Source organism: Intrasporangium calvum, from assembly GCF_028446585.1.
GTDB lineage: Bacteria > Actinomycetota > Actinomycetes > Actinomycetales > Dermatophilaceae > Intrasporangium > Intrasporangium calvum_A.
Genome location: NZ_JAPFQL010000033.1, coordinates 36,017 through 54,111, shown reverse-complemented (window position 1 = coordinate 54,111; position 18,095 = coordinate 36,017). Strand labels below are relative to the sequence as shown.

19 protein-coding genes are annotated in these 18,095 nt (G+C 72.4%); 9 read left to right on the top strand and 10 right to left on the bottom strand.

Annotation, left to right across the window (positions count from 1 at the left end):
• Both OO014_RS09235 and OO014_RS09230 read right to left on the bottom strand, forming a co-directional pair.
• On the bottom strand, positions 1-832 hold an 832-nt coding region (locus tag OO014_RS09235), incomplete at its 3' end, for an NAD(P)H-hydrate dehydratase (RefSeq protein ID WP_272462013.1).
• Positions 825-1,601 carry a histidine phosphatase family protein gene (locus OO014_RS09230; RefSeq protein WP_272462012.1) on the bottom strand — a complete coding sequence of 259 codons (777 nt, stop codon included), beginning with the start codon at positions 1,599-1,601 and terminating at the stop codon, positions 825-827. The genes OO014_RS09230 and OO014_RS09235, both read right to left, overlap by 8 nt.
• Before the next feature lie 107 nt (positions 1,602-1,708).
• On the opposite strand from OO014_RS09230, the gene OO014_RS09225 reads away from it, so the two are divergent.
• From OO014_RS09225 to OO014_RS09215, 3 genes are read left to right on the top strand one after another with little or no spacing between them, the layout of a single operon-like run.
• A complete protein-coding gene (locus tag OO014_RS09225; RefSeq protein WP_272462011.1) occupies positions 1,709-2,983 on the top strand; it encodes an MFS transporter in 1,275 nt (424 codons plus the stop codon).
• A gap of 4 nt (positions 2,984-2,987) precedes the next feature.
• Complete coding sequence (locus tag OO014_RS09220) at positions 2,988-3,755, top strand: HipA family kinase (protein WP_272462010.1); 768 nt, start codon at positions 2,988-2,990, stop codon at positions 3,753-3,755.
• Positions 3,752-4,138: a DUF3037 domain-containing protein gene (locus tag OO014_RS09215; RefSeq protein WP_272462009.1), complete on the top strand. Its 387-nt coding sequence runs from the start codon at positions 3,752-3,754 to the stop codon at positions 4,136-4,138. Before OO014_RS09220 ends, OO014_RS09215 begins: the two co-directional genes overlap by 4 nt.
• A gap of 39 nt (positions 4,139-4,177) precedes the next feature.
• Here OO014_RS09215 and OO014_RS09210 read toward each other — a convergent pair whose 3' ends face one another.
• From OO014_RS09210 to OO014_RS09185, 6 genes are all read right to left on the bottom strand, one after another.
• On the bottom strand, positions 4,178-4,993 hold the full coding sequence (locus tag OO014_RS09210) for a TrmH family RNA methyltransferase (protein ID WP_272462008.1): 816 nt from the start codon (positions 4,991-4,993) through the stop codon (positions 4,178-4,180).
• Between the two features lie 18 nt (positions 4,994-5,011).
• On the bottom strand, positions 5,012-5,728 hold the full coding sequence (locus tag OO014_RS09205; protein WP_272462007.1) for a sulfite exporter TauE/SafE family protein: 717 nt from the start codon (positions 5,726-5,728) through the stop codon (positions 5,012-5,014).
• A complete protein-coding gene (locus OO014_RS09200) occupies positions 5,725-6,489 on the bottom strand; it encodes a sulfite exporter TauE/SafE family protein (protein WP_272462006.1) in 765 nt (254 codons plus the stop codon). The genes OO014_RS09205 and OO014_RS09200 overlap by 4 nt, the downstream gene beginning before the upstream one ends.
• 43 nt (positions 6,490-6,532) lie before the next feature.
• A complete protein-coding gene (locus tag OO014_RS09195) occupies positions 6,533-7,765 on the bottom strand; it encodes an SPFH domain-containing protein (protein WP_272462005.1) in 1,233 nt (410 codons plus the stop codon).
• A 60-nt stretch (positions 7,766-7,825) separates the two neighbouring features.
• Positions 7,826-8,272, bottom strand: coding sequence for an NfeD family protein (locus OO014_RS09190; protein WP_272462004.1), 447 nt, complete (start codon positions 8,270-8,272; stop codon positions 7,826-7,828).
• A 137-nt stretch (positions 8,273-8,409) separates the two neighbouring features.
• Positions 8,410-9,195: an ABC transporter ATP-binding protein gene (locus tag OO014_RS09185; RefSeq protein ID WP_272462003.1), complete on the bottom strand. Its 786-nt coding sequence runs from the start codon at positions 9,193-9,195 to the stop codon at positions 8,410-8,412.
• Between the two features lie 86 nt (positions 9,196-9,281).
• On the opposite strand from OO014_RS09185, the gene OO014_RS09180 reads away from it, so the two are divergent.
• Together OO014_RS09180 and OO014_RS09175 are read left to right on the top strand one after the other, a co-directional pair.
• Entirely contained in the window at positions 9,282-10,046 is a 765-nt protein-coding gene (locus tag OO014_RS09180; protein ID WP_272462002.1) for a hypothetical protein, read from the top strand.
• A gap of 7 nt (positions 10,047-10,053) precedes the next feature.
• Complete coding sequence (locus tag OO014_RS09175) at positions 10,054-10,785, top strand: PIG-L deacetylase family protein (RefSeq protein ID WP_272462001.1); 732 nt, start codon at positions 10,054-10,056, stop codon at positions 10,783-10,785.
• Between the two features lie 11 nt (positions 10,786-10,796).
• Here the strand turns inward: OO014_RS09175 and OO014_RS09170 are convergent, their stop codons facing one another.
• Positions 10,797-11,399, bottom strand: coding sequence for a DUF4126 domain-containing protein (locus OO014_RS09170; RefSeq protein ID WP_272462000.1), 603 nt, complete (start codon positions 11,397-11,399; stop codon positions 10,797-10,799).
• 12 nt (positions 11,400-11,411) lie between these two features.
• Positions 11,412-12,611, bottom strand: a complete 1,200-nt coding sequence (gene glgA / locus OO014_RS09165) for a glycogen synthase (RefSeq protein WP_272461999.1) — start codon at positions 12,609-12,611, stop codon at positions 11,412-11,414.
• 131 nt (positions 12,612-12,742) lie between these two features.
• Here glgA and glgC point away from each other — a divergent pair, with 131 nt between their 5' ends.
• The 4 genes from glgC to OO014_RS09145 are packed head-to-tail and all read left to right on the top strand — an operon-like array spanning position 12,743 to position 18,087.
• Positions 12,743-14,002 (top strand): glucose-1-phosphate adenylyltransferase, encoded by a 1,260-nt coding sequence (gene glgC, locus OO014_RS09160; RefSeq protein ID WP_272461998.1) that lies wholly within the window; start codon positions 12,743-12,745, stop codon positions 14,000-14,002.
• Complete coding sequence (locus OO014_RS09155; RefSeq protein ID WP_272461997.1) at positions 13,999-15,762, top strand: M20/M25/M40 family metallo-hydrolase; 1,764 nt, start codon at positions 13,999-14,001, stop codon at positions 15,760-15,762. The genes glgC and OO014_RS09155 overlap by 4 nt, the downstream gene beginning before the upstream one ends.
• Positions 15,752-17,242: an aminotransferase class I/II-fold pyridoxal phosphate-dependent enzyme gene (locus OO014_RS09150; RefSeq protein ID WP_272461996.1), complete on the top strand. Its 1,491-nt coding sequence runs from the start codon at positions 15,752-15,754 to the stop codon at positions 17,240-17,242. The genes OO014_RS09155 and OO014_RS09150 overlap by 11 nt, the downstream gene beginning before the upstream one ends.
• Positions 17,239-18,087: an LLM class F420-dependent oxidoreductase gene (locus tag OO014_RS09145; protein ID WP_272461995.1), complete on the top strand. Its 849-nt coding sequence runs from the start codon at positions 17,239-17,241 to the stop codon at positions 18,085-18,087. The genes OO014_RS09150 and OO014_RS09145 overlap by 4 nt, the downstream gene beginning before the upstream one ends.
• Positions 18,088-18,095: the final 8 nt, after the last annotated feature.

Sequence of the window (18,095 nt, the reverse complement as noted above, 5' to 3'; positions counted from 1 at the left end):
CGACCCGCCCCACGGCCGCGGTGAGCCGCTCGCCGGCCCGGCCGTGGACGAAGGCTCCCCAGCTCGCCGCCTGCTCCGGGCTGGCGCCCCGCGCGAGGAGCCCGGCGACGGCTCCGGCCTTGACGTCGCCGGCTCCCGATGCCGCCATGCCGGGGGCGCCTGACTCGTTGCGCCAGACCGCCCCCTCAGGGGTCACGACGAACGAGGTGGCGGCCCCGCCCAGCACGACCGCCCGGCTGTCGGCCGCGAGCCGCGCCGCCATGTCGCGCAGGTCGTCGTCCCCGGGGTCGTCGTGCACCTCGCCGAGGGTCTCGGCGAGCTCGCGGGCATTGGGCGTCAACACCACCCGTCCCTCGAGGTGGCGCACTCCGTCCCGGTGCGCGGTCAGGTAGGCCATGCCGAGGGCATCGACGAGGACGGTGGTGTCGAGGTGCGGCACGACCCGTTCGAGCAAGGCCGTGGCAGCGCCCGGCCGCATGATGCCGGGACCGAGCAGCACGGCGTCCGCAGCGCCGGCCAGCTCGAGGATCCGCGGCGCCGCCTCCGGGCTGATGTCGCCGTCGCCCTCCTCGGGGAGGCCCTCGACGTAGGCCTCCGGCACAGCCGTCGACAGCAGCGGGGCCGTGCTGCGGACCGTGGCCATCTGGAGCTTGCCCGCCCCGACCCGGAGAGCGGCCTCCGCCGCGAGGAGCACCGCGCCGGGCGTCTGCACGCCCCCGCCGACGATCAGGATGTGGCCCTTGTCGTACTTGTCGCCCCCCGGGTCGGGCAGCGGCCAGTCGCGCAGCAGGCCGGGGGTGATGGTGCGGTCCGCGGCGGGGCTCTCAGGCATCGACGCCGTCCCGCTCCGAGGTGTGCGGCGGCTCGTGCGTCCTGGACACGGCCCTGGCCTCCAGGTGGTCGGTGCCGGCGAAGGCGGCGAGCTCCAGGGTGCCGTCCCGGTCGCGGTAGACCGTCATGGAGCAGTTCGCGAGCGGGACCTCGCGGTCGATCTCGAGCAGCTTCGCCTCGTCGAGGCCCTCGATGACGAGACGGAAGCTCATGATGACCGCCTGGTGGGTGAAGATCCAGACGCGCTTGCCCGCGTAGTCCTGCCGGATGTCCGACAGCACGCTGCGGATCCGCAGGGCCACGTCGGTCCAGCTCTCCCCACCCGGCGGGCGGTAGTAGAGCTTGCCCATCTGGGTGCGCCGCTGCGCCTCCTCGGGAAAGGCCTCGCGGATACCGAGCCCAGTCATCCCGTCGAACGCACCGAGGTCGCGCTCGCGCAGGCGCTCGTCACGCAGCACGTTCAGACCGTCGATCTTGGCGAGGGCGATCTCGGCCGTGGTGGCAGCCCGGGCATACGGCGAGGTCAGCACGACGTCCGGCTGCGCGCCCGACCGCAGGCCGGCCAGGTGGGCGCCCAGGGCCTCGGCCTGCTCCCGGCCGACGTCCGACAGGGGCGTGTCCGCGTCGCGCGTCGTCAGCTCGAGCCGGCTGAGGCCCTCCCTCCGGGCTGCCTCGTCAGCCAGGTTCCCGACGCTCTGGGCGTGGCGGACGAGGACGAGCTCGGCCGGCGCCGTGCCCCTCCCTGCGGCGATCGACTCGGTCGCGTTCACGTGGCCTCCCGTGACTCGGTGCGGCGGACCGGGCTCGTCTCCCGGACGCTCTCTACTCTCCTCTTCCCTGTGTCCTACCCGCGGCAGCGGCCCCCTACGCTGACGGCGTGACGTTCCTGCGGGCCCTGGTGATGCTGCTGCGCCTCGGCGGGTTCCGACGCCTGGTCGTGGCACGGGTGACCTCACAGGGCAGCGACGGCGTGTTCCAGGTCGCGTTGGCCAGTCACGTCCTGTTCAACCCGGAGCAGAACGCCGACCCGGCGGCCATCGCGTCCGCCTTCGCCGTGGTGCTCCTGCCCTACAGCTTCCTCGGTCCGTTCGTCGGGACGCTGCTCGACCGCTGGCCCCGGCGCCACGTGCTCGTCGTCGGTCAGCTGGTCCGTGCCGCGGTCATGGCCGCTGTCGCCGTGCTCGTGGTGCTCGGCGCGGCGGGAGCAGGCTTCTTCCTCGTCGTGCTGCTCGTCTTCTCGGTCAACCGCTTCGTCCTGGCCGGCTTCTCGGCCGGGCTCCCCCACGTCATCTCCCGTGAGCACCTCGTCAGCGGGAATGCCGTGGCCCCCACGTGCGGCTCGGTGGCGTACTTCCTCGGTGGGTTCGTCGGCGGCATCACCGGTGCCGTGAGCACCGACGCCGTGGTCGTCGCCGTGGCCGCCGTCGGCGTCCTCGGTGCCGCTTGGGCCGCGGCTCGGCTGCCCTTCCTCGGTCCGGACCGCACCGGCCGGGAGCTGCGGGCCGCGGAAGTGCTCGGCGAGGTCGGCCGCGGGCTCGTCGAGGCGGCCCGAGAGCTGCCCCAGCGGGCCCGCCTGCTCCTCGCCCTCGTCTTCGTCTCCCGGCTGCCCTTCGGTTTCGTGCTCCTTCAGACGCTGCTCCTCTTTCGGGGCCCGTTCGCCGACCCTGACCAGGGGGCGGGCAACGTCCTCGGCTTCGGCCTGGCTGCTGCGGCCGCCGCGGCGGGCTTCGGCCTTGCGGCGTTCATCACGCCGTGGCTGGCCCCCCGCTGGCAGCCGGTGCCGTTCGCGGCCCGGACGCTCGCGGTCTCGGCGGCGGCGACCCTTGCCCTCGCACCGTGGCTGGACCCGTGGACGATCTCGGCCGTGAACTTCGTCGTCGGCTTTGCCGCACAGGCCGTCAAGATCAGCATCGACAGCCTGTTGCAGGCCCACGTCCCGGACCTGCTGCTGGGTCGCACGTTCGCCCTGCACGACATGATGTACAACTCCGGCCTGGTCGCCGCGGCTGCCCTGGCGGCGTGGACCCTGCCGCGAAGCGGTGCCGTGACCTGGCCGGTGATCGGGGTCGCAGTGCTCTTCGCTGCCCTGGCGGCCGGGCTCCCGGCGGCGTGGCGGCGCGCCGCGCGAGCCGATCATCGCCCACTAGGCTGACCGCGTGCTGCCCCAGGTCACGGCGACTCGCTACGTCACCCCCCTCAAGGAGGGCGGCTCGCTGCCCGGCATCGTCGAGGCGAGCGACGAGGGCACCTACGTCATGAAGTTCCGCGGCGCGGGCCAGGGCCTCAAGGTTCTCGTCGCCGAGGTGGTCGTCGCCGGCCTGGCCCGGGCGATCGGCGTGCCGGTTCCCGACCTCGCCGTGATCGCCCTCGATGCGCGGATCGCGAAGTACGAGGCGGACGAGGAGGTGCAGGACCTGCTCTCCGCGTCGGTGGGCACGAACCTCGGAGTCGACTTCCTGCCCGGCTCACTCGGTTACGACGGCTCCCAGCCGCCCTCCGCCGACCTCGCGGAGCGCATCATCTGGCTTGATGCCCTGACTGCCAATGTGGACCGGACCTGGTCCAACCCGAACCTCCTCGTCTGGCACGGGCAGACCTACGCCATCGACCATGGAGCAGCGCTGTACTTCCACCACTCGTGGCCGAGTCGGGCGCCGTCGGCCGCGCGGTTCGCGGCGCAACCGTTCGATGCCGGCCGGCACGTGCTTCGCGACGTGGCGGGCGACCTCGTGCCTCGCCACGACGAGCTTCGCCGGTTGCTCACGGCCGAGGTCCTCGACGCCGCCCTCGCCGACGTGCCCGACGAGTGGCTTGAGCGGACGGACGACCTGCCAGATGTTGCCGCGGTCCGCGCGGCCTACCGGACGCTGCTCACTGCGCGCCTCGACAGCACCGCGTGGGTTCCCGGACGGGCGGCGGCATGAAGGCCTACCAGTACGTCGTGCTGCGCCTCGTCCCGCGCGTGGACCGCGAGGAGTTCCTCAACGTCGGCGTCGTGCTCTACTGCCAGGACGCCGACTTCCTCGACGCGGCTTGGGAGCTGGACGACGCGAGGGTGGGCTCGTTCGCTCCGATGTGCGACGTGGAGGGGGTCCGACGGATGCTGGAGCGGGTGCGCTCCGTGTGTCGCGGAGAGACCGGCCGCGGCCTGCCGACCCTCGACAAGCCCGGCCAGCGGTTCGGCTGGATCATCGCTCCGCGGTCGACCGTCGTCCAGCCCGGACCGGTCCACGGCGGCCTCACCGACGACCCGGCCGGCCGACTGGCCCACCTGCTCGAGCGCCTCGTGCGGGTGCAGCGCGACTGAGGCTCGGTCCGCCGGCCCACGGTGATCCGTGGGGGGCCGTCAGCGGTGCCGGTCCCGCAGCGCCCACATGGCCACGGCCGACGCTGCCGCGACGTTGAGCGAGTCCACGCCCCCCGCCATGGGAATCCGCACGACGAGGTCAGCGGCGGCGACCGTCCTCGCGCCGAGCCCGTCGCCCTCCGTGCCGAGCACGACCGCGACCTTCTCCGGCGGGTCCGCCTCGAGTGCGTCGAGAGGGACCGACTCGTCGGAGAGCGCCAGGGCGGCGACCGTGAAGCCGGCGGCCTGCAGCTGGGCGATGCCGCCGGGCCAGGGATCCATCCGCGTCCAGGGCACCTGGAAGACCGTCCCCATCGACACGCGGATCGAACGACGGTAGAGAGGATCCGCGCACCGCGGCGTCACGAGCACGGCATCCACTCCCAGGGCAGCGGCGGACCGGAAGATGGCGCCGACGTTGGTGTGGTCGACGATGTCCTCGAGGACCATGATGCGCCGCGCGTCGGCGACCAGCGACGCCACGTCCGAGAGGACCGGACGCTGCATGGACGCGAGCGCTCCGCGGTGCAGGTGGAAGCCGGTGAGCCGCTCGATGACCTGGTGGTCGCCGACGAAGACGGGCACCCCGTTGGCCTCGGCGTCCGCGACGACGTCCGCGAGGTCGGTGAGCCACCGCTCGGCCATCAGGAACGAGCGCGGGCGGTGGCCGGCGGCGAGGGCGCGCCGGATCACCTTCTCGCTCTCGGCGATGTAGAGCCCGCGTTCTGGCTCCGCGCGGCGTCGCAGCGCGACGTCGGTCAGGGCGACGAAGTCCTCGAGCCGCGGGTCGGAGTGGTCGGTGATGACAATCGGCACCGGGCAAGGGTAGAGCGATCAGACCACCAGGGCGCGCACGATCACACCGACGCCGGCGAGCACGCAGAACGTCAGCACCGCGGAGCGCAGGCGGTGGGCAGGCAGGAGACGCCGCACCGGTTGCGATGCGAGGTAGCCGAGAAGCGCGAACGGGACCCAGAGCAGCCCGACCTCCACGGCCAGGGACCGCCCCTGGCCGCCCAGCACCAGCCCGATCAGGCCCATCGCCGAGCCGACGAGGAAGAACCACGACAGGGTCGACCTGACCCGCACCGGAGTCTCGTGCTGCAGGGCCACGGCCAGGAAGGGGCCACCGATCGATGCCGCCGTGCCGGAGATCCCGGCCAGGCCGCCGGCGACCAGGGCGTTGGTGGAGGTGGCTGCCACGTGGATCCGGCTCACCGACACCCATACCGTCAGGAGCAGCAGGATGCCGACGAGAGTGGCGATCAGATCCGGGGAGAACGCGGCGACGAGCCACACCCCGACCGGAGTGAGCAACGCCCGGCCCACGAGCGCCCACGAGAGCGGCCGCCACAACACCTCACGGGGACCGTGCACCAGCTGGATGACGGGCAGCGCGAGGCTGGTGACGAGGATGGCGACGGGCATGACCTCCGGGGCCCAGACGACGACGAAGGGCGCGGCGACGACGGCGGTCCCGAAGCCGATCGACCCCTGGACCATCGCGCCGAGGGCAACGGCCAGCCCGAGGACGAGGTGGGTCGTGGTCACGGGAACCAGATCAGCTTGACGATGGCGATGACGCCGATGATCACGATCAGGGCGCGGAGCACACCGGGCGGGATGCGACGGCCGATCCGGGCGCCGAGCACGCCGCCGACGAAGCTGCCGGCCGCGATCAGCAGGACCACCAGCCAGTCGATGTGCTCCCGGGCGAAGACGACGAACAGGATCGCCGCGACGAAGTTGACGATGAGGGCGAGCACGTTCTTGTAGCCGTTGAGGCGCTGGAGCGACTCGGCGCTCAGGGCGCTGAAGAGGCCCATCAGGAGCACTCCCTGCGCAGCCCCGAAGTAGCCGCCGTACATGCCGGCCACGAGGACGCCGACCCCCATCGCCGGGCCGTGCCAGGCCGGCTGCACGTGCCGGTCCCGCGCGGCCCAGGCCTGGATCCGCGGGCCGAGCACGACGAGGATCAGGGCGAGCCCGATCAGCGCCGGCACGATGGCCCGGAAGGCACTCGGGGGCAGCACGAGGAGCAGCGCGGCACCGATCACCGACCCGACGAACGACAGCGGGATGAGCCGCCGCAGCGTGGGTGCCTGACCGGTCAGCTCGTGCCGGTAGCCCCACGCCCCGGTGACTCCCCCGGCCACGAGGCCCACGGTGTTGGACACGTTGGCCGCCAACGGGCTGACGCCGAAGAAGAGCAGGGTGGGAAAGGTGATGAGCGTGCCGGAGCCGACGATGGTGTTGATCATTCCGGCACCGGTGCCGGCCAGGGCGATGGCGACGGCTGACCAGAATGACATCCGGCCACCCTAGGGCAGGGTGGCCGGGTGTCGTGCGGTGCGTTCAGCGGGTGGTCGTGGTGTCTCCCGGGCCGCCGTCGCCGAGCGGCTCGCCCTGGTCGGCGACGGGTGCGTCCTCCTCCGTCGCCAACGGGTTCACGGGCGTCGACGGCGCCATCCCGGCCGGCGGGGTGGTCGGCGCCATCGGTGCGGCCGGCGGCACCTGGTCGGCAGGCGGCTGGATCGGCGGCTGCTGGCGCCCGACCGGAGCTGCGTGCTCGGTCGACTCCGCACTGGCCTGGGCCGCCTGCCCCCGGGCCTCGGCGAGCGCCTTGGCCGGGTCCTCGAGCACGGTCTCGGCGAAGGCGTCGTCGTCGGGCGTGCCCGGCTCGAACCAGTCCTCCTCGCCGAGGTCGGGCCGCTGGCCGTCCGCGCCACCGAGGGCGCTGCCGATCCCGCGCAGGGCATCGGTCAGCTCCGACGGGACGATCCACATCTTGTTGGAGTCGCCGCGGGCGATCTGCGGCAGAACCTGGAGGTACTGGTAGGCGAGCAGCTTCTGGGTCGGCTTGCCGCGGTGGATGGCCGAGAAGACCTGCTGGATGGCCCTGGCCTGGCCCTGCGCCTCGAGGATCCGGGCCTGAGCCGAGCCCTCGGCTCGCAGGATCTGGCTCTGCTTCTCACCCTCGGCGGTGAGGATCGCGGACTGCTTCACACCCTCGGCCGTCAGGATGGCCGCGCGACGGTTGCGCTCGGCGCGCATCTGCTGCTCCATGGAGTCCTGCACGGAGTGTGGCGGGTCGATCGCCTTGAGCTCCACGCGGTTGACGCGAATGCCCCACTTGCCGGTCGCCTCGTCGAGGACGCCACGCAGCTGGCCGTTGATCTGGTCGCGGCTGGTCAGGGTCTGCTCGAGGTCGAGCGAGCCGATGACGTTGCGCAGCGTGGTCACGGTGAGCTGCTCGATACCCTGGATGAAGTTGGCGATCTCGTAGACGGCCGCCTTGGCATCGATGACCGAGTAGTAGATGACGGTGTCGATGCTGACGACGAGGTTGTCGGAGGTGATCACCGGCTGCGGCGGGAACGTGACGACCTGCTCGCGCAGGTCGATGTTGGCGCGCACCTTGTCCACGAAGGGCACGAGGAAGTGGATCCCGGCCGTCAGTGTCTTGTTGTAGCTCCCGAGGCGCTCGACGATCTGCGCCGTCTGCTGGGGAACGATCCGCACCGTGCGCAGCACGATGACGAGTGCCACCGCGATGATCAACGCCGCGATGATGAGTACCGGCTCCACGACCTGCTCCCTGTCTCTGTGGTGAGTGTCTGCTCTGGGTTTCGAACTCTGTGGGTCGACTCAGCTGCCGAGGATGCGGGCTCGGCTGACGACGACCGTGGCGCCCTCGATGGCGTCGACGACGACCTCCTCGCCCGGCTCGATGCTGTCGCCGGTCGTGCGGGCGCTCCACGTCTCACCGGCCAGCTTGACCCGCCCGTTGGACGTGGTCACCCGGTCGAGGACGTAGGCCGACCGACCGAGGTTGGCCTCGGCGCCCATCGCCTGTCGCTGCTCGACGGTGAACCGCCGCTTCAGCCACGGCCGGACCGTGACGAGCAGGGCCACTGCGACCAGGGCGGCGACGAGCGCCTGCACGATGGGCGGGGCACCGAAGGCGGCGGCCGCGGACCCGCCGAGGGCCCCGCCGGCGAGCATCAGGAAGGTGAAGTCGACGGTGGCGGTCTCCACAGCCACGAGCACGAGCGCGGCACCGAGCCACACGATCCAGGCGTATCCCTCGAACACGTTGCACCGACCTTCTCCGGCCTCAGGCGGCCTTGCCCGGTCGCCCCCGCGGGGCGACGCCCCATACGTCACAGCTGTGACGTCTTCGATTCTGCCTCAGTTCCCTCGACCCTGCCGGTGCCGACCTAACGGATCGGTCACGACCTGGCCCGCGCCGACCAACGGTCCCCGTGCTGCTCGAGGACGAGCGGTAGCCCGAAGGTGCGCGAGAGGTTCTCCTCGGTCAGGGTGATCGGGATCGGGCCGGCCGCGACCACGCGACCGTCTCTCATCAGCAGGACGTCGGTGAACGACGGCGGGATCTCCTCGACGTGGTGGGTGACGACCACGAGAGCAGGTGCCTCCGTGTCGGCGGCGAGCTCGCCGAGGCGGCGGACGAGGTCCTCCCGCCCCCCGAGGTCGAGACCCGCGGCAGGCTCGTCGAGGAGCATCAGCTCCGGGTCGGTCATGAGGGCGCGAGCGATCTGGACCCGCTTGCGCTCGCCCTCGCTCAGGGTGCGGTAGTGCCGGTCGGCGAGGTGCTCGACCCCGAGCGTCTTGAGCAGCTCCATGGCCCGGACGTAGTCGAGGTGGTCGTAGTGCTCACGCCAGCGGCCCACGATGCCGTAGGAGGCGGTCACCACGACGTTGCCGACGAGCTCGTCGCCGGGGATGCGGTCGGCCATGGACGAGCTCGACAGGCCGATCCGAGGTCGCAGGTCGAAGACGTCGACCGCGCCGAGGACCTCGCCGAGCACGCCGGCCACGCCGCTCGTCGGGTGCATCCGGGCCGCCGCCACCTGCAGCAGGGTCGTCTTGCCGGCACCGTTGGGGCCGAGCACGACCCAGCGCTCCCCCTCCTCGACCTCCCACGTCACGTCGTCGAGGAGCGTGTTGGTGCCCCTCCTGACGGAGACGCCGGCAAAGGCGAGGACATCGCTCATGGCCCCGACCCTATGCCACCGCGCCGAGCCCCCGGCACCGGCTCGCCCGTCGAGCGGCCCGGGCGTGGCACCTACGATGGCGCCTGATGTCCGAGCTCCCCGTGTCCGTGCGCCTGGCCCTGTGGGTCACCGCAGCGTGGAACGACGAGGTCGCCCTCCGTGACGCGCTCGCCCGTTCCGTCCCAGACCTCGACCACGTCGCGGGCGACGTGGGGCGCCTCGAGCTCTGGCGCGACCTCGGCGAGCGCGCGCTCTTCGTCGCCCTCCCCCGCCCGGGAGACGTGAGCCGTATGCCGCTGACCTCGCTCCCAGCCGCAGCCCTTGCCGCCGAGGCCGGCGAGTGTGTCTTCGTGCCGTCGGTCGGCGGCCTCCTCATCCCGACGCTGGCGCGCTTCGGCCCCGAGGGCGACACCGGGTGGCGGGTCGACTGGTCCGCGCACGACGCGCAGCCCGTGCCTCGGCACCGGCTCGAGATGGTCGACCTGCGCGAGGTCGAGCGCACCCTGCTCGGTCGGCTCGCGGAGCTGACGCGAGCCTTCGAGCAGGTCGGCGGGACGCCATGGAGCGAGGAGAGCCGCGCCGAGGCGGAGTCGGCGCTGGACCGTCGCACCTGGGGACTTCCCGAATCGATCCCGGCCAAGGCGCTGCGGGTCATGTCGCTCGCGGCGACGGCCGGTGTGATCGCGGGTCAGGCCGGCCGGCTCACCGGGCTCGGGTCCGACGGCCTCGACGCCGCGACGAGCGGGCAACGCGAGTCCCTGGTGCGGTTGCTCTCGGCTCACGCGGATGACGCGCTCGCAGACGCCACCAACGTCGCGGTGATGAGCATCGCGGGCTGGCGCCCGGCATAGTTGGCCCATGCGCGAACTCCCCGAGCTGCAGATCCTCGACGAGTCCAGCTTCGAGCGCGTTCTCTGCGTCGCGGCGCATCCGGACGACCTCGAGTACGGCACGGCCGCCGCCGTCGACAAGTGGGTCAAGGCCGGCAAGACCGTGACCTATCTGCTCGTGACGCGGGGTGAGGCCGGCATCGACACCATGGCGCCCGGCGAGGCCGGTCCGGTGCGGGAGCAGGAGGAGCGAAACGGCGCCGAGGAGGTCGGCGTCTCGGTCGTCGAGTTCCTCGACGACTTCCGCGACGGCGTCGTGGAGTACGGCCTGCCCCTGCGCCGCGCCATCGCGCGGGAGATCAGGCTTCGCCGGCCGGACCTCATCGTCACCGCGACGTTCGCGCCGTACTTCGCCGGCGGCTTCGTCAACCAGGCCGATCACCGGGCCGTCGGGCTGGCCACCCTCGACGCCAGGGCGGACGCCGGCAACCGGTGGATCTTCCCCGGCCTCGTGGACGAAGGGCTGGAGCCCTGGTCGGCGAGGCAGCTGCTCTTCGTCGCGGACCCCGAGCCCACTCACGCCGTTGACGTCTCAGGGCACTTCGAGGAGGCCGTCGCGTCGCTGTCGGCCCATGACCGCTATCTCGCGGCCCTCGGCCCGGACTACCCGTCGCCGCGCGACCTGCTCCAGCAGATCCTCGGTGGCGCCGGCGAGACCCTCGGTCTCGACCACGTCCTCACCGGTCGGCTCACCGGCTGACGGGCGGCGGCTCACGGCACCGGCGCCGCGCGGGGCCGTCGCCGCCGGCGCCAGCGACGCATCACGAGCAACAGCTTGATGAGGGCACCGGCGAGCAGGACCAGGCCGACGATCACGAGCAGCGGGGCAAAGAGAGCGGCGAGGCTGAGGCCGACCGAGGCAGTGTCCTCGGCCGTCGAGACCACCGGCGTGCCGAGACCCAGGGTCCCGGCGTCGACGGCTGGGCGCGCCGTCGCCTTGCCGGCATGGACCAGTCCCGAGACGACGACCCCGAGGGCGACCCCGAGCCAGGGATTGTCGGCCATCCAGGACGACTGGTCGGCCTCCTGCGCCGCCGAGGTCGCGGCAAACATGAGACCGCCCATGCTCGGGCGGATCAGCGTCTGGACCGTGTCGTTGATGGTGTCGACCACCGCGATCTTGTCGAGGACCACCTCCGTGAGCAGCAGCACCGACCCGATGCCGATGGCCCAGCCGCTCTCGATCCAGGCCAGGCCGGCCGGCAGCGTCACGAGGTCGGTGAACCGCGCGACGAGCGCGACGAGCAGGAAGGGCACGTAGGCGTTGAGGCCCGCCGCGGCCGACAGCCCCATCCCCGTGAGCACCTCGATCATGGGTGACCTCGCTCAGCCGAGGACCGAGCGATAGACCTCGAGCGTGCGGTCGCCGATGGAGGCCCAGGAGAAGGACTCGACGGCCCGCCGACGGCCCGCGGCGCCGTAGGAGCGAGCACGCTCCGGGTCCGACACGGCGTCCGTCAGGGCCGCGGCCAGGTCGGCGACGAAGCGGTCCGGGTCGACGGGCGTGCCGGTGCCGTCCTGGACCTGGTCGATCGGGACGAGCCAGCCGGTCTCCCCGTCGACGACGACCTCGGGAATGCCTCCCGTGGCGGTGGCGACGACCGGCAGCTCGCAGGCCATCGCCTCGAGGTTGACGATCCCGAGCGGCTCATAGACCGACGGGCAGGCGAAGACCGTGCCGTGCGAGAGGAGCGCGATCACCTCTGCGCGGGGCAGCATCTCGGCGATCCAGACAACGCCTTGCCGTTGCGCCCGCAGGCCCTCCATGAGGGCCTCGACCTCGGCCAGGATCTCCGGCGTGTCGGGCGCGCCGGCGCAGAGCACGAGCTGGACGTCGGGGGGCAGGCCTGCGCAGGCGCGGAGCAGGTAGGGCAGCCCCTTCTGCCGCGTGATCCGCCCGACGAAGACGACCGAGGGACGGTCCGGGTCGACGCCGTGCCGCTCGACCACCGCCCGGGCCTCCGGCGACCGGTCGGCCTGCCACAGCTGGGCATCGATCCCGTTGTGCACCACGTGGACCCGATCGGGGTCGAGGGACGGATAGCTGCGCAGGATGTCCGCGCGCATCCCTGCACTGACGGCCACGACGCCTGCGGCGGCCTCGTAGGCCGTCCGCTCGGCCCACGACGAGACCTGGTAGCCGCCGCCCAGCTGCTCGGCCTTCCACGGCCGCATCGGCTCGAGGGAGTGCGCCGTCACGACGTGCGGCATCCCGCCGAGGAGGGAGCCGAGGTGCCCGGCGAGGTTGGCATACCAGGTGTGCGAGTGGACGAGGTCGGCCCCGACGGTGTCGCTCGCCATGGCGAGGTCCACGCCGAGCGTCTGGACCGCGGCGTTGGCGTCCGCCAGGCCGGCCAGGTCCGGGTATGCGGTCGTGCCCCGCTCGTCGCGCGGCGCACCGAAGCACCGCACCTGTACGTCGACGTCGCCGCGGGCACGCAGGGCGCGCACCAGCTCGGCGACATGGACGCCGGCGCCTCCGTAGATGGCCGGCGGGTACTCCTTGCTCAGGATGTCGACGCGCACGTGCCGACTGTAGCCCCGAACCCGTTGCTGCCGGCCGATCCTCAGCACGCACATCCCGCGAGACGGACGCGACACGCGTGGGATCTGGACAAGCCTCCCCCCGGCGGCGCCTCGCCGCCTAGGGTGTGGGCATGGCGCGACGAAGCCCGTACTCCAACCGCAAGGTCCTCGCCATCGTCCTGGCTGGGGGCGAGGGCAAGCGGCTCATGCCCCTGACCGCAGACCGTGCCAAACCCGCAGTGCCCTTTGCCGGGATCTATCGCCTCATCGACCTGGCGCTGTCCAACGTCGTCAACTCCGGCTACCTGCAGGTCGTCGTGCTGACGCAGTACAAGTCGCACAGCCTCGACGCGCACGTGACGAAGACCTGGCGCATGTCGACGCTGCTCGGCAACTACGTCACGACGGTGCCGGCCCAGCAGCGGGTCGACAAGAACTGGTACCTCGGCAGCGCGGACGCGATCTACCAGAGCCTCAACCTGATCCACGACGCCAAGCCCGACATCGTCGTCGTCGTCGGCGCCGACCACGTCTACCGCATGGACTTCAGCGCGATGGTCGAGCAGCACATCGAGTCCGGCGCCGGTGTCACGGTCGCCGCGATCCGGCAGCCGATCTCCCTCGCCGACCAGTTCGGGGTCATCGAGGTCGACAGCACGGACCCCGCCAAGATCGCCGCCTTCCGCGAGAAGCCGAAGGACGCGAAGGGCCTGCCCGACAGCCCCACCGAGGTCCTCGCCTCGATGGGCAACTACGTCTTCACCGCGGACGCCCTCATCGACGCCGTGACCCGTGACCGTGACCGTGAGGGCAGCAAGCACGACATGGGCGGCGACATCGTGCCCGACTTCGTGTCGCGCGGCGAGGCCGGCGTCTACGACTTCAAGGACAACGAGATCCCCGGGGCCACCGACCGGGACCGCGGCTACTGGCGCGACGTGGGGACCATCGAGTCCTACTACGACGCGCACATGGACCTCGTGTCGATCCACCCGATCTTCAACCTCTACAACTACGAGTGGCCGATCTACACCCAGCACTCGCCCTATCCCCCAGCGAAGTTCGTCCATGGCAGCGGCGACCGGATCGGCGAGGCGCTCAACTCGGCGGTCTCCCCCGGCGTCGTCGTGTCCGGCGCACACATCTACGCGTCCGTGCTCTCCCCCCTCGTCCACGTCCACTCCTACGCCAGCATCCAGGGCTCGGTCCTGCTCGACGGGGTCCAGGTGCAGCGCCACGCGCAGATCCGGCGGGCGATCATCGACAAGAACGTCGTGATCCCCGAGGGCTGCCAGGTGGGGCTCGACCACGAGCACGACCTGGCCCGCGGCTTCCACGTGACCGAGACCGGGATCACCGTCATCGGCAAGGGCCAGACCGTCGTCCGGTGAGCGGCTCGGACACCAACGCGAGGACGCTCGCGGCCTACGAGCAGGCCGCTGCGCTCTACCGGGAGCAGACTCTCGCGTTGCCGGAGAACGGCTGGCTCCGACAGCTTGCCGACATGGCGCCCGACGGCACGGTCCTCGAGGTCGGAAGCGCATCCGGCCGTGACGCCGACGACCTGGAGCGGCTCGGCCGGCGGGTGCACCGCACCGACGCCACGGCGGCGTTCGTCGAGATGCAGCGGGCCGAGGGGCACGCCGCAGACGTCCTCGACGTCCTGACGGACGACATCGCGGGCCCGTATGCCGCTGTGCTGGCCAACGCGGTCTTCCTGCACTTCCAGCCCGACGAGCTCCGTCACGTCCTGGCCAAGGTGCGCGCGGCGCTCGTGCCCGACGGCCTGCTCGCCTTCAGCGTCAAGGTCGGGGACGGCTCCGAGTGGAGCTCGCACAAGCTTGGCGTGCCGCGCTTCTTCCAGTACTGGCAGCCGGGCCCCTTGGGTGACCTCGTCACTGAGTGCGGCTACGAGCTGGTCCAGGTGGACCTCGACCCCGGTGAGCCGTGGGGCTGGATCCGGGTGCTCGCCCGGCCGGCGAGGCGGGACCTCGGCGCCGAGGCGGTTGCGCTGCTCGAGGAGCTGGTGGCGATCGACTCGGTCAACCCGACGTTGGCCGACGGGGCGGCCGGAGAGGCCGAGATCATCCGCTTCCTCGAGGCTCGCCTCGCCGGCGCAGGGTTCCGCACGCTCGTCGTGGTCCCCGCGGACGAGCCGAGCCGCCCGAGCCTGCTCGCCTGGCACAGCGGCTCACGGCCTGGCCCCTGCCTGCTCCTCAACGGGCACGTGGACACGGTCGGCGTCTTCGGCATGTCGGAGCCCTTCACGCCCCGGATCGACGGTGACCGGCTGCTCGGACGCGGTGCCGCCGACATGAAGGGTGGCGTCGCCGGGATCGTGGTGGCCGCCGAGGAGCTGGCCCGGCGGGACCACGGCTCGGTCGTGCTCGCCCTCGTCGCCGACGAGGAGGATCGGAGCGTGGGCACCGAGACGGTCCTCATGCACCTGGCCCGGACCGGGATGCGGCCGGACCTGGCCCTGGTCGCGGAGCCGAGCCACCTCGACCTGACCGCGAGCCTGCGCGGCTTCGCCGTCGTCGAGGTCGAGTTCGCGGGTCGCGCAGCCCACACCTCCCAGGCCGACCAGGGCGTCGATGCCGTCGCACACCTCGGCCGCTTCCTCGGAGCGGTGGCCGAGTCCCGGGGGCCGATCCGGGCCGCCGGCGGCGAGCTCCTCGTCAGCGTCGTGCGAGGAGGCCGCGCCCCCTTCACGGTGCCCGAGCGCGCGTCGGCCACCGTCGAGCGACGGACCGTGCCCGGCGATGCCGGCGTCCCTCCACTCGCGGAGGTCGAGTCGTTGCTCGCCGACCTGCGGGCCGCCGACCCGGCCGTCAGCGCGACCGCTCGCCTGGTCGTCGCCCGGGACGCCTGGCAGCTGCAGACCTCCGGAGCGGCAAGGACGTTCGCGACGCTGCTCGACGAGGAGCTGGCGGACGTCCCCGGCCGGGCCGGGGGGCCTTTCGACGCCCCCTACTGGATGGAGGCGCCCCTCTTCGAGGCGCACGGCATCCCCGCCCTGGTCTGCGGACCCTCCGGAGGAGGCCTGCACGCCGTCGACGAGTGGGTCGACCTGCGCCAGGTGCGGGCCTTCACCCAGGCCCTCGTCACCGCCTCCCAGCGCTTCCGCGAGAGCGGCGCACGTGCCGACTGACCCGTTGGGCCTCCGCGGCGACGCTCCGCTCCTCGACGCCTGGCTGCGCTTCCACGAGCAGGGCCCGACGCCCTTCACCATCCCCGGCCACAAGCAGCGGCACGACCTCGTCGGGGACGTCGTCGCCGGTGACGTGCCGCTCTACGGCGGTCTCGACACCGTCAAGCTGTCCGGCGGCGTGCTGGCGGCGGCCGAGCAGCGGGCGGCCCGGCTCTGGGGCACCGACGTCTGCCGCTTCTCGGTCGGCGGGTCCACGCACGCCAACCAGGCCGTCGCACTGGCGCTGGGCGCCGAGGGCGACCGCGTCCTCGTCGGCCGCACCCTGCATCGCTCCGTGCTGCTGGGCCTCGTCCTCGCCGGGCTCGAGCCGGTGTGGCTCCAGCCCGACCTCGACGCCACCACCGGACTGCCCATGGGGGTGTCGCCGGCGACCCTTGAAGCGGGCTTCCGCCGCGCCCCCGACGCCGTTGCCGTCCTCGTCGGTGACCCCGCCTACATCGGCACGGTGGGCGACGTGGCCGGCCTGGCCGAGGTGGCGCATCGGCACGGCCGGCCCCTCGTCGTAGACGCCGCCTGGGCCGCGCACTTCGGTTTCCATCCCGCTCTCCCTCAGCACGCCCTCGCCCTCGGGGCCGACGCCTTGGTGACCTCCGCCCACAAGACGCTGCCCGCATGGTCGCAGGCCGCCTACCTGCTTGCCCGGACCGAGCGGATCGACGCGGCTCGGCTCGACGCGGCCGTCGAGGCGACCCACACGACCAGCCCCGCCGGCGCGATCCTCGCGAGCGCGGACGCGGCTCGGGCCCTGCTGGAGCGTGCGGGGACGGAGCTGCTGGGTGCCCTGGTCGACCGCGTGGCGGCGGCGCGCCGCGCCCTCGCCGAGGTGCCCGGCCTCGGCGTCCTGGACGGACCACACGTCGACCCCGCCAAGCTGACGGTCCTGCTCGGCGGCACTGGAGCCGACGGGGTCGCCGTCGAGCGGGACCTCATCGCCGCCGGCCTGCCCGTCGAGATGGCCGACCGCGACACGGTGGTCGCCCTCGTCAGCCTCGCCGACGACGACGAGAGCGTCGGCCGGCTCGTGGCCGCCCTCGCCACCGGCGTCGAGCGCCACCGCGGCGAGCCTCGCCCAGCAGTTCCCGCTGCCGCGTGGAGCGTCGCGCCGGTCATGGAGACGACACCGCGCGCCGCCTTCTTCGCCCCCCACGAGGTGATCCCGACGGACACGGCCATCGGCCGCACCTGCGCCGAGCTCGTCGCGCCGTATCCCCCCGGAGTGCCCGTGCTCGCCCCGGGCGAGCGGGTCACCGCCGCAGCGGTCGACGCGCTCCGTGCAGCCATGGCCCACGGGACGCGCGTCGCCTACGCGGCCGACCCCACCCTCGCCACCCTGCGGGTGCTCCGGTCCGACCACCCCACGGCGGATCGGGCACCCAACCCAGCCCAGCGGCATACGACATCGTCCGTGGAGGAATCATGAGCGAGAGCGCACCGATCAGCGCGACGGATCCCAGGCCCGCCCGCGTCGCCGTCCAGATCCCGCCGCAGCACGCGACCTGGCAGCAGATCCGGTCCCTGGCGGCGACGGTCGAGGAGATGGGTGCGGACGTCATCCTCACGTGGGACCACTTCTTCCCGCTGAGCGGCGACCCCGACGGGCCGCACTTCGAGGCGTGGACCATCCTCGCCGCGTGGGCCGAGGTGACCGAGCGCGCCGAGATCGGCTGCCTCGTCTCGAGCAACTCCTATCGCAACCCCCAGCTCCTCGCCGACATGGCGCGCACCGTCGACCACATCAGCGGTGGCCGGCTCGTGCTCGGGATCGGCTCTGGATGGGCGGAGCGGGACTACGAGGAGTACGGCTACCCCTTCGGCACGGCCGGGAGCCGGCTCGACGACCTGGCCCGGGACCTGCCCGTCCTGCGCGACCGGTGGACCCGGCTCAACCCTGCGCCGACTCGACGGATCCCCATCCTCATCGGGGGCGGTGGCGAGCAGAAGACGCTGCGCATCGTCGCCGAGCACGCCGACATCTGGCACGGCTTCGGCGACGACACCGTGATCGCCCACAAGCACCGGGTCCTCGACGAGTGGTGCCGCCGACGCGGGCGCGACCCGCTCGAGATCGAGCGCTCCGCCGGAGTCTCCTTCGTGCCGGGGCGCAACCCCGACCAGCGAGCCGACTACGCCTCGAACGCCCAGCGGCTCCACGACGTGGGGACCCGGCTCTTCACGGCGAGCCTCGCGGCCGCCCACCCCGACCTGGCGCGCCTCCGGGACCTGCTGCAGTGGCGCGACGAGACGAACGCGTCCACCGGCCGTTAGCGCGAATG